This is a genomic window from Escherichia sp. Lx600-2 (assembly GCF_036662595.1).
In the GTDB taxonomy this organism is placed as follows: domain Bacteria; phylum Pseudomonadota; class Gammaproteobacteria; order Enterobacterales; family Enterobacteriaceae; genus Escherichia; species Escherichia coli.
This window is the reverse complement of sequence record NZ_JAYQWM010000098.1, coordinates 1-11,433: the sequence shown is the minus strand read 5'-3', so window position 1 is coordinate 11,433 and position 11,433 is coordinate 1. Positions and strand designations below refer to the sequence as shown.

At 49.2% G+C, this 11,433-nt stretch carries 10 protein-coding genes and 2 pseudogenes; 6 read left to right on the top strand and 6 right to left on the bottom strand.

Features of this window, described 5'->3' with window-relative positions:
* Nucleotides 1-68: 68 nt before the first annotated feature.
* The 4 genes and pseudogenes from OQV04_RS21190 to yiiF all read left to right on the top strand — a co-directional run.
* Nucleotides 69-503: pseudogene (locus tag OQV04_RS21190) on the top strand (hypothetical protein); the annotation flags it as partial.
* A 12-nt stretch (nt 504-515) separates the two neighbouring features.
* A complete protein-coding gene (locus OQV04_RS21185) occupies nt 516-1,430 on the top strand; it encodes a transposase (RefSeq protein ID WP_077790038.1) in 915 nt (304 codons plus the stop codon).
* A 674-nt stretch (nt 1,431-2,104) separates the two neighbouring features.
* Entirely contained in the window at nt 2,105-2,323 is a 219-nt protein-coding gene (locus tag OQV04_RS21180) for a CopG family transcriptional regulator (RefSeq protein WP_001295676.1), read from the top strand.
* 217 nt (nt 2,324-2,540) lie between these two features.
* Nucleotides 2,541-2,783 (top strand): protein YiiF, encoded by a 243-nt coding sequence (yiiF, locus tag OQV04_RS21175; RefSeq protein ID WP_032281930.1) that lies wholly within the window; start codon nt 2,541-2,543, stop codon nt 2,781-2,783.
* Between the two features lie 329 nt (nt 2,784-3,112).
* On the opposite strand, the gene fdhE is transcribed toward yiiF, so the two are convergent.
* From fdhE to fdnG, 4 genes are read right to left on the bottom strand one after another with little or no spacing between them, the layout of a single operon-like run.
* Entirely contained in the window at nt 3,113-4,042 is a 930-nt protein-coding gene (gene fdhE / locus OQV04_RS21170) for a formate dehydrogenase accessory protein FdhE (protein WP_000027708.1), read from the bottom strand.
* The gene (gene fdoI / locus OQV04_RS21165; protein ID WP_000829013.1) at nt 4,039-4,674 is read right to left on the bottom strand and encodes a formate dehydrogenase cytochrome b556 subunit; all 636 of its coding nucleotides are present in this window, start codon (nt 4,672-4,674) and stop codon (nt 4,039-4,041) included. Before fdoI ends, fdhE begins: the two co-directional genes overlap by 4 nt.
* On the bottom strand, nt 4,671-5,573 hold the full coding sequence (gene fdoH / locus OQV04_RS21160; protein ID WP_000331377.1) for a formate dehydrogenase O subunit beta: 903 nt from the start codon (nt 5,571-5,573) through the stop codon (nt 4,671-4,673). Before fdoH ends, fdoI begins: the two co-directional genes overlap by 4 nt.
* Before the next feature lie 12 nt (nt 5,574-5,585).
* A complete protein-coding gene (gene fdnG, locus OQV04_RS21155) occupies nt 5,586-8,636 on the bottom strand; it encodes a formate dehydrogenase-N subunit alpha (RefSeq protein WP_011310337.1) in 3,051 nt (1,016 codons plus the stop codon).
* Between the two features lie 193 nt (nt 8,637-8,829).
* Here fdnG and fdhD point away from each other — a divergent pair, with 193 nt between their 5' ends.
* On the top strand, nt 8,830-9,663 hold the full coding sequence (gene fdhD, locus OQV04_RS21150; protein WP_000753589.1) for a formate dehydrogenase accessory sulfurtransferase FdhD: 834 nt from the start codon (nt 8,830-8,832) through the stop codon (nt 9,661-9,663).
* Between the two features lie 152 nt (nt 9,664-9,815).
* Nucleotides 9,816-10,871, top strand: a complete 1,056-nt coding sequence (locus OQV04_RS21145; protein WP_032281931.1) for a YiiG family protein — start codon at nt 9,816-9,818, stop codon at nt 10,869-10,871.
* 49 nt (nt 10,872-10,920) lie between these two features.
* Here OQV04_RS21145 and OQV04_RS21140 read toward each other — a convergent pair.
* Nucleotides 10,921-11,358, bottom strand: a pseudogene (locus OQV04_RS21140) (PTS sugar transporter subunit IIA); the annotation flags it as partial.
* Nucleotides 11,359-11,373: 15 nt separating this feature from the next.
* The coding region (locus OQV04_RS25240) for an IS1 family transposase (protein ID WP_071528444.1) at nt 11,374-11,433 on the bottom strand (60 nt) is incomplete at its 5' end.

Here is an 11,433-nt window from a genome sequence, read left to right as displayed (position 1 = left end):
TGATAGAAACAGAAGCCACTGGAGCACCTCAAAAACACCATCATACACTAAATCAGTAAGTTGGCAGCATCACCGAAGTTATAAACAATTATAATATTGACCTCTTTGTGAATGCTTCGAGTATTAATCAAACTTACTTACATGATAAAAATCCTGGTGACGTTATTAGCCTGTATGGCACTTTAGATAACATTCCCCTTGTAGTTAAGGAATGCACGGGTAAAAATCATCAAATTAACGTTAAAGCCAAATTGCCACAAGAACGAAGTGAAAAAGTTGAGGATATGTGTGAAAGAATGAGAGGTGGCATCTCTATGTTTAATCACACCACAAAAACAGCTGGTAATATAGAGCATAATTTGCAGCTAAGTTTTCTCGTGGATTCACGGCCGTCGATCACCAATAAATACTCAGCCAAAGATGTAGCGTCAGACATACTTGTATTGCCCGTCAACGTATATCATGCGGATTTTAAAATTAAAATCAATGACGCAGTAGAGAAGGCTTCGTCAATTGTGTTATGTGCTGTGCAAAAAAATCTCCATGCAGCAAGAAAGGTTCTTAGCGGGATAATAGGAAATGTGCCAAAAAATAATAAACCAAAAACAATCATTTTTGATTTACGTTTTCTTAGTGCAATTAAGCAGAAAGTTTTTTTGGGCAGTGAAAAACCGTTGTTTGTAAAGCATACCGCAATGATGAGGGAGGCATGTAAGGAATTACCGCAGTCAGTGGAATATGTTCCTTTAACCTGTGAAGCGCATAGCCATCGCAGCGTCGCCCTTGCCAAAACCGTGGCTGCGCCCATCATGGCGACAGGTGTGGGCGCGGCTTTAATGTATGCAACATCATCAGGACCGTATTATGCGCAAAGTCTTTCTGGTTCGCCGGATATCGAGATGATAAAAAATCGCATGGCTGAATTGTTTAACCAGTCGGATATTTCTGTGCGCAACAAATATAGCCCGGCTTTTGATAAATGGAATGAACTGGTAGATAAATTAAATCACGAAAGAAATACAGTTCCGTTTGCGTGTTTGACCACCATTTTAGCGACAGCGATAAATGAAACTTCTGGGGGGGATACGAATGTTGCCGTTGTGATGGGGTGTAAATCTGCGAAAGATCGCACGATATCCATTGTCCTTGGCAACTCGATGTTGCAAACACTCTTTGAAAAACGCCTCGCCGATAGTGGAGAAATAGAAAATCTTTTTGATCAACAGGGATATTTTAGTTGCGATTCATTAACAGCCGAAGAATTAATGATGTTAAAAGACCTTTTTGATATTAGAGTTCTTCATGTCTCTAACAAATTCAATGTTGGGTTGCAAGGTAATATCAACACGGATGTTTTACAAGATTCGTTTTTTAAACATGTCGATTTCATTCATGAATCTAACTCGTATACCGTAGGGATGGGAGTCTGAAGAGTAAAACTCATTAGGATTATCAGAATTCGGCCAATGCATTGCAAAAATGAAATACAAAGAGAGATGTGTGCAGGCGCTTAGCCGCGAGGGGCATGGCGAAGCCATACAGAAAGCACCAGCATTCAGAACTCCTGTGAAAGCGGCATAGTGCCGCTGCTCAGGAGTTTTGTTATGACCCGTATCGTGCTGAACGTTGCCACCCTATGATGCGATTAAAAAAACTCACCGTCGAGCCGATGATTGACGTCAATGCTATCGGATGATGCCGGGGGTGTTCCGGAAGGAATTCCTTGTTTCCCGAACTGTTACCAACAAAATTATAACGATGAGCAAGTAAAGACCGGTTGGTGGCAGTACTGACCGGTCTGTGATGGAAGATTAATTTCACCTTAAATCCTGGTGCTGTTAGGATGCTGACGTTTTTCGGCTACACCATTCAGATTATGCAAATAAATATCCCTGAATATAATATATTCATAGCACCCATAACTCATCCTGGGCGATAACTAAACCATTTTTGAGTAACAAATGAAACAACTGCAACGCTCTTATTATTTCTGGAAAACGTCTCGCAAAAACAAAACAACATGCAGAAATCCGCTTTCGTTAATTAATTTTCCGGCGTAATTTTCGCACATACATTAATGAGTAATATATGTAAGGTGGTGGTAATGGCGATGAATACGGTTTTTCTTCATTTATCAGAAGAGGCAATTAAACGGCTGAACAAGCTTCGGGGCTGGCGTAAGGTTTCACGATCTGCAATTTTACGCGAAGCGGTAGAGCAATATCTGGAACGTCAGCAATTTCCGGTACGTAAAGCAAAGGGAGGCAGGCAAAAGGGGGAGGTAGTTGGTGTTGATGATCAGTGTAAGGAGCATAAGGAATGACAAAAATTTTTCATTCTTGAATATAAAAAAACAGATGCCCTTATTCTGGTATTAATACAAGGCTGTTTTACTTGAACTTATAATAACTGCAACTGTTACATCATATCTGGAAAACGCCTCGCAAAAATAAAAAATGATGCGTAAATGAGCTTTCTTTAAAGATTCGACAAGGGTACTTTTCTCTCCATAGATATCAAATGATATTGGTCAAATATTTATGAACTCTCTGGCAGGTATTGATATGGACAGAATTATACTCGATTTATCGAATGAGGTGATTAAGCAACTTGATGATCTTGAGGTGCAGCGTAATCTTCCTCGTACGGAGCTATTACGGGAAGCGGTAGATCAATACTTGGTAAATCAATCGCAAACAGTAAGAACCAGTGCTTTTGGCATATGGCAAGGGCGTGAGGAAGATGGTGTCGAATACCAGCGTAAGCTGCGCGAGGAATGGTAATGGGAAAAAATGATATCAATCAGATTGCTGACAACGTGTGCGTTGTTCATGTCGGATGCGGCGTGAACGTCTTACCCGGCCTACAAAGTCGTATAAATTCAATGTATTGCAGTTTATTGGTAGGCCTAATAAGCGCGGCGCATCAGGCAATCTTACGCTTATCATCAGTCTCATACCCATAACCTTATTGATGTGGGGGTGGGTAAATTGAGGCAAAACAGGCACTGGCGGCATAGCTTGAGGTGGTAACGCGGAATACGAGAGATGGTGTCGTCACACCCTATGAGCTGTAATCCGGGCGACCAGCGCCACCCGGAAAACGTCAGAGATTACTCCCCTTCACCCGGAAACAGGAACGGGTTGATGGAACTGCGGGCATAGCCTTCTTGCTCCATTCGTGCGTCCAGTACCAGAGAGGCGAGGTCATCTGCCACGGCTTCAACTTTCGGTTCTTTTTCCTGATAGAGAATTTTCAGGTAAGTGCCGCAGTCATCGCAGCTTTCGGCTTTAATCGCGGCCTGTTCGTCATCCAGCGACCAGTAATGCAGTTTGCCGCTCTGCTCACAGTTGCTGCATTTTACGCGCACTACGTGCCATTCAGTTTCACACAGGTTGCAGTGCAGGTAACGCAGACCCTGAGTGGTGCCAATTTGCACCATGCTGGACACCGGCATAGAGCCACATACCGGGCAATATTGACGTTGTTCGCCGTATTCAGCGCGGGCTTTGCCGGGGATCAGATTGGCCATCTGCGCCCAGTAGAGCGACAGTGCAGCCCAGATAAACGGCGCTTTATCGCTACTGACGGATGAGAAATCAGAGGCAAACAGTGCGCTGGCCATATCTTCCAGCTCCTGAGTCGATGCCTTCTCCAGATTCTCAATCACTGCCAGCGCCGGGCCGCTCATTTCAGGTTTCAGCTCAGCAATTAGCGCCATCAGCAGCTTTTGCCAGTGCTTATCACGCGGCAGAACGTGAATATCCAGCGGGGGCTTGCCTTGTGCGCTGGCTTCTTTAATGCGTGCAGTCAGATCCATCTCCAGCGGATGGTCGTACAGCACCACTTCCTGGGCGTGGGCGATAAGCGCAGCAAAGCGCAGGTAATCACCCAGCGGATTATTTTCTGCCAGCTCGCGCAGACGCTCGGCGCGGCGGTTGTATAAATTCTTGAGCCGAGGGAACAATAACGGCGGAATCATATCCGCCGTACGTTTCTCGCTCGAACCCAGCTCATCTTGCGGGATTATGCGAATACTCATTCAGCTTTCTTTTCCGTTGTCTTGCGGACCTCACGGTACCAGCGCGGGTGATGTTTCTTCGCCCAGGCGCTGGTAACCCATCCTTCCACCATGGCGGTAATCGTGCCTTTCACCCAAAGGGCGGCGTAGATATGCACCATGATAACCACAATTAACGCCACTGCGGCAAATGAATGCAGCATTAACGCGAATCGGATCACCGGGATTGAGAAAGCAGGCGCAAAATAAGGACGCCAGATAATCACGCCGCTCACCAGCAGCAGAACCAGGAAAATAATCGCCGCCCAGAAAACGCATTTCTGACCGAAGTTATAACGCCCGGTGTCACCTACTTCCTCGTTGACGACGATCTTACGAATATTCTTCGCCCAAAAGATATCATCCCGATTGATTAGGTTGTGATGCCAGTAACGGAAAAACATGATGATGAACGAGGCAAACATAACCACGCCGACAAACGGGTGAAGAATTCGCGCCAACTGCGGTGTGCCCATGATTTGCATCAACCAGTTGAAGGACGGGAACAAAAAGCCCAGCCCGCTCACCGCCGCCAGGATGAAGCAGAAGGCGGTGATCCAGTGGTTGATACGTTCCGGCGCGGTGTAGCGCACGATGGTGTCACGTCGTTTCATTTGCGCTCCTCGTCTTTCTCTTCGTGCAGATTATTCTCTTCCTCATCCGCACGGTTCGGACCGACACCCACGTAGTGGAAGATACTGGCCGCAAAGGTAGCCGCAAAGCCAACAGCCGCGAGCGGTTTCCAGATGCCTTTCCAGAATTTCACGGTTTCGCTGATTTCCGGGTTCTCCGGCAAGCCATGATACAGATTTGGCTTGTCAGCATGGTGCAGCACGTACATAACGTGTGTACCACCGACGCCTGCCGGATCGTACAGACCCGCATTGTCGTAACCGCGGGTTTTCAGCTCCGCCACGCGCTCGCTCGCCAGCGTTTTCATCGACTCTTTCGTACCGAAGTGAATCGCGCCCGTTGGGCAGGTCTTCACGCAGGCTGGTTCTTGCCCAACCACCACGCGGTCAACGCACAGCGTACATTTGTAGACGCGGTTGTCTTCCGGGTTGAGGCGCGGAATGTCGAACGGACAGCCCGCAATGCAATAACCGCAGCCAATGCACTGCTCGGACTGGAAGTCGACGATACCGTTGGCATACTGAATAATTGCACCTTCCGCCGGGCACGCTTTCAGACAGCCTGGATCGGAACAGTGCATACAGCCGTCTTTGCGGATCAGCCATTCCAGTTTGTCGTTCTGCTCCACTTCCGAGAAGCGCATCACCGTCCACGATTTGGCACTTAAATCATTGGGGTTGTCGTACACCCCAATGTTATTGCCGACGGTATCGCGAATGTCGTTCCACTCTGAACACGCCACCTGACAGGCTTTACAGCCGATACAGGTGGTGACGTCGATGAGTTTCGCCACTTCTTCCTGGAAGTCCCGCGCCTGAGGCGCGGGGGTCAGACCGTTAGTCGCGGAACGACGAATGATATCTTGAGATTGATAAGCCATATGTCGTCTCCGTTACACCTTTTCCACATTCACAAGGAAGGACTTAAACTCCGGCGTCTGCGTGTTTGCATCACCAACGAATGGCGTTAACGTATTGGCAATAAAGCCTTTTTTAGCTACGCCTTCATAGCCCCAGTGAATCGGAATACCGATGGTATCGATATCTTTGCCGTTCGCTTTCAGCGTGCGAATACGTTTGGTCACCACCGCTTTGGCTTTGATATAGCCACGGTTGGAGGAGACTTTCACGGTATCGCCCTGGGCAATGCCAAGTTTATTCGCCAGCGACTCCCCGATTTCCACAAACTGTTCTGGTTGCAAAATCGCGTTCAACAGCGCGTGTTTGGTCCAGTAGTGGAAGTGCTCGGTCAGACGATAGGTGGTTCCGACATACGGGAACTTATCGGCTTTACCCAATGCTTCGGCGTCGTCTTTAAAGATTCGCGCAGCCGGGTTCGAGATAACGTTTGGATGCAGCGGGTTAGTTCCCAGCGGCGTTTCAAACGGCTCGTAGTGTTCCGGGAACGGACCTTCCGCCATCTTATCGAGGGCAAACAGACGCCCCATGCCTTCCTGCTGCATGATAAACGGCCCGACGCCGCTACCCGGAGGCGCTGCGCTGTAGTCCGGAATATCCCAGCCGGTCCACTTAGTGCCGTCCCATTTCAGCAACTGACGCTTCGGATCCCACGGGTTACCCTGCGGATCTGCGGAGGCGCGGTTATACAGAATGCGGCGGTTAAGCGGCCATGCCCATGCCCAGCCCAGCGTGTTACCGAGGCCAGACGGATCGGCGTTATCACGACGCGCCATCTGGTTGCCTTCCGGCGTCCAGCTACCGGCGAAAATCCAGCAACCACAGGAGGTTGTACCGTCATCGCGCAGTTGGGCGAACGAGCTAAGTTGTTGGCCTTTCTTGACGATAACCGCACCGGTTGCCGGATCGGTAATATCGGCCAGCGCCTTACCGTTGCTCTCCATCGCTACTTCTTCCGACTTCGGCTCATGCGGAATGGCGTAGTTCCAGGTCATGTTCAGCACCTGGTCCGGGTTCGCGCCACCCTGTTCGGCATACATCTTGCGCAAGCGCAGGAAGATACCGGAGAGGATCTCGCCGTCAGTCAGCGCAATCCCCGGGGCGTCCGCACCTTTCCAGTGCCACTGCAACCAGCGACCTGAGTTAACGATTGAACCGTTCTCTTCCGCGAAGCAGGTCGATGGCAGACGGAACACTTCGGTCTGGATCTTCGACGAGTCAACTTCGTTCAGCTCACCGTGGTTCTGCCAGAAGTTAGAGGTTTCAGTGTTCAGCGGGTCGATGGTGACGAGGAACTTCAGTTTCGACAGACAACCGATCACTTTGTTTTTGTTCGGGAATGAGGCAACAGGGTTAAAGCCCTGGCAGATATAGCCATTGACCTTGCCCTCTTTCATCATCTCGAAGTATTGTAGGACGTCGTAGCCTTTATCCCACTTCGGCAACCAGTCAAAGCCCCAGCTATTTTCCGCCGTCGCTTTATCACCAAAGAAGGCCTTCATCATAGAGACGAAGAATTTCGGGTAGTTGCCCCAGTAGTTTACCTGGCCTTCCAGCAGCGGTTTTGGCGTGTTGGCGGTAAGGTAGGTTTGCAGATCGGTCTGCTTCTCGCTTGGCAGCGTCATGTAACCTGGCAGGCTCTGCGACAGAAGGCCCAGGTCCGTCAGCCCCTGAATATTGGAGTGACCGCGCAGGGCGTTAACGCCGCCGCCTGCCATCCCCATGTTGCCGAGCAGCAGCTGGATCATCGCCATCGTACGAATGTTTTGCGCACCAACGGAGTGTTGCGTCCAGCCGAGGGCATACAGGAACGAGGCAGTTTTATCGTGAGCACTGGTTTCTGCGATGTATTCGCAGACTTTCAGGAACGCGTCTTTTGGCGTACCACAGATGTTTTCAACCACATCTGGCGTGTAGCGGGAAACGTGCTGTTTCAGCAAGTTCCACACGCAGCGCGGATGTTGCAGCGTGGTATCGCGTTTGGCGAAGCCGTTTTCGTCCAGTTCGTAAGTCCAGGAGGATTTATCGTACTTGCGTTTTTCCGCGTCGTAGCCGGTGAACAGGCCATCTTCAAAGCCGTAATCCTCACGCACGATCAGGCTGGCGTTGGTATAGGCTTCGGTGTATTCGCGGTTGAATTTTTCATTGTTCAGCAGGTACAGCAATACGCCTGACAGGAAAGCAATGTCAGTACCGGAACGAATAGGGGCATAGTAGTCAGCTACCGCCGCCGTACGCGTAAAGCGAGGATCGATCACAATCAGCTTCGCGCCATTGTGAATTTTGGCTTCCATCGCCCAGCGGAACCCGACCGGGTGAGCTTCAGCGGCGTTACCGCCCATCACCACGACGAGGTTGGCGTTCTTGATGTCGACCCAGTGGTTGGTCATCGCACCGCGACCAAATGTTGGAGCAAGACTTGCTACCGTTGGTCCGTGTCAGACACGCGCCTGGTTGTCGACCGCGAGCATACCCAGCGCGCGGGAGAATTTTTGCGTTAAATAGCCGGTTTCGTTACTCGACGCGGAAGCACACAGCATCCCGGTGGAGAGCCAGCGGTTAACAGTCACGCCTTCGGCGTTTTGCGCAATGTAGTTAGCATCGCGGTCTTCTTTCATCAGTTTGGCGATGCGATCAAACGCCTCTTCCCAACTGATTTGCTGCCATTTATCAGAACCTGGCGCACGGTATTCCGGAAACTTCAGACGGCTTTCGGAGTGGATGAAATCCACCAGGCCAGCGCCTTTCGGACAAAGTGCACCGCGGTTGACCGGGTGATCCGGATCGCCTTCGATATGGAAGATAGATGCTTTGGCGTTTTTTGCTCCGTCACCGAGGCTGTACATCAACAGCCCACAGCCTACGGAACAATAGGTGCAGGTATTACGGGTTTCGCGGGTGCGCAGCAGTTTATACTGCCGGGTTTCCGCGAGTGCTACGCTGGGTGCAAAACCCAGTGCCGCTGCCGTGGTGCCTGCCATACCGCCAGCGCAGATCTTAAAGAACTGCCTTCTGCTGACCTGCATGGATTGCTCCTTGTTTCGACATTGTCACGTCCCATTTACATTCGCTTGCTGCGTGTGCAGGGAGTGGGAGTTATTTTTCTTTGCGGAAGGGGCCGCAAAGGTCCAGAATTGGCTCAATTTCCCTCCATCCAGGAAGGGTTTGTAACAGAATACCATAATGTTGGTGTGTGTGTTCTTATCTGGTTAAGAGAAAGTGAAAAAAACACAGCAAAAAGAAATCGAAAATGTGACAAATATCACAGGTGTTCGTCAAATTGAGTTATGGCGGCGTGATGATTTACAACACCCACGGTTAGATGAGGTCGCGGAAGAAGTTCCCGTTGCGCTGGTCTACAACGGCATTTCGCATGTGGTGATGATGGCGTCGCCCAAAGACCTTGAGTACTTTGCGCTCGGTTTTTCGCTTTCCGAGGGGATAATAGAAAGTCCGCGCGATATCTTCGGCATGGATGTCGTTCCTTCCTGTAATGGTCTTGAAGTACAAATTGAGCTTTCCAGCCGCCGCTTTATGGGGTTGAAGGAGCGCCGCCGGGCGCTGGCGGGACGTACGGGCTGTGGCGTATGCGGCGTGGAGCAACTTAATGACATCGGAAAACCGGTGCAGCCGCTACCGTTCACCCAGACGTTTGATCTCAACAAACTGGATGATGCATTACGTCATCTCAACGATTTTCAGCCAGTGGGGCAACTGACTGGTTGTACTCACGCCGCTGCCTGGATGTTGCCATCTGGCGAACTGGTCGGCGGGCATGAAGACGTGGGTCGCCATGTGGCGCTGGACAAACTGTTAGGCCGCCGGTCACAAGAAGGGGAAAGCTGGCAGCAAGGTGCGGTACTGGTTTCCAGTCGTGCCAGTTATGAAATGGTGCAAAAGTCGGCGATGTGCGGCGTAGAGATTTTGTTTGCGGTGTCTGCCGCGACCACGCTTGCTGTAGAAGTGGCTGAGCGCTGTAATCTGACACTGGTAGGTTTTTGTAAACCGGGTCGGGCAACGGTTTATACCCATCCGCAGCGTTTGAGCAATTAATTAAAATAAGTCCTGCGATATATATTAAATTGCAGGACTTATTCATTTCGTGAATTTTATTATTTTATTTATAAACAAAATGCGTGTAGTGGCGTTTTCTTTTTTCATTTATTATGTTCACTCTCTTATCTATATATTTATAAGGCAATTAAATGAAAAGGAATTTATTATCTTCCGCTATTATAGTCGCCATCATGGCCCTCGGTCTGACGGGTTGTGATGATAAAAAAGCCGAAACAGAAACGCCCCCGCCTGCCAATAGTCAACCTGCCGCACCAGCTCCTGAAGCGAAACCTACTGAAGCTCCCGTTGCAAAAGCAGATGCTAAACCTGAAACACCTGCGCAACCGGTGGTCGATGAACAAGCGGTTTTCGACGAAAAAATGGATGTCTATATCAAGTGCTACAACAAGTTACAGATCCCTGTACAGAACAGTCTGGCGCGTTATGCTGACTGGCTGAAAGATTTTAAACAGGGGCCAACGGGTAAAGAGAGCCTTGTTTATGGCATCTACGGCATTAGTGAATCCAATCTCTCTGAGTGTCAAAAAGGAATAAAAAGAGTCGTGGCGTTAACGCCTGCGCTGCAACCTATTGATGGCGTGGCGGTGAGTTATATTGATGCTGCCGTGGCGTTGGGTAATACCATTAACGAAATGGATAAATATTACACCCAGGAAAATTATAAAGACGATGCGTTTGCGAAAGGGAAAACGCTGCACCAGACATTCTTAAAAAATCTGGAAGCCTTTGAACCTGTAGCAGAATCTTATCATGCGGCGATTCAGGAAATTAATGATAAGCGCCAGCTTGCGGAACTGAAAAATATTGAAGAAAGAGAAGGGAAAACATTCCACTACTACTCTCTGGCAGTCATGATTTCAGCGAAACAAATTAATAACCTGATATCGCAAGAGAAGTTTGATGTTGATGCGGCAATGAAGAAAGTCTCTGAACTGGAAACGCTGGTAGCGCAGGCCAAAGAAGCGGATAAAGGCGGTATGAATTTCTCGTTCATTAATTCGGCAGACCAGTATCAACTCGAGACTAAAAAATATGTTCGCCGCGTCAGAGATAAAGTCCCGTACTCTGACTGGGATAAAGAGCATCTTCAGGATGCAAACACAAGCTGGATGGTCGAAGACTCATTTCCACGAGCGTTACGCGAGTACAACGAAATGGTTGATGACTATAATAGCCTGCGTTAAACGTTTTTGATGATAAATGCAGTGTCGGATGCGGCGCATCCGACACAGTTCACCCCTTGTGAAGTAACTCCATAAATGCCTCATATCCTGTTAACCCGGCAATAACTTCTGCCGGATGCTGACACAATACGCTTGCCAGATAGCTGAATATTTTTAGCTCATGACGCGCATCGGCGGCGGCGCAGGCGATCAAAACATGGTTAATGACTTCGTTATTCACCTCAACTGATTGGGCGAGGGTAATAAAAAATCCACGAAAACGTCGCTCCTGTTCGCTCCAGTAATGTGGGATGGCGAGGCGATTAACAATCAGGTTTTCACCTTCGCCTTCGCGGGCGATGATCCGTTGCGCTTCATCGGCGGTAATATGGTGTTGTGCGACTAATTGCGCACAAATTTGCCGGGTAATATGTTGCCAGCTTTCACCGCGTACATTCGAATAATGAAAACTTCCGGGGGCAGAGAAAAAACGCTCCGGTTGCTGGCGGGTAATGACTCCAACTTATTGATAGTGTTTTATGTTCAGATAATGCCCGATGACTTTGTCATGCAGCTCCACCGA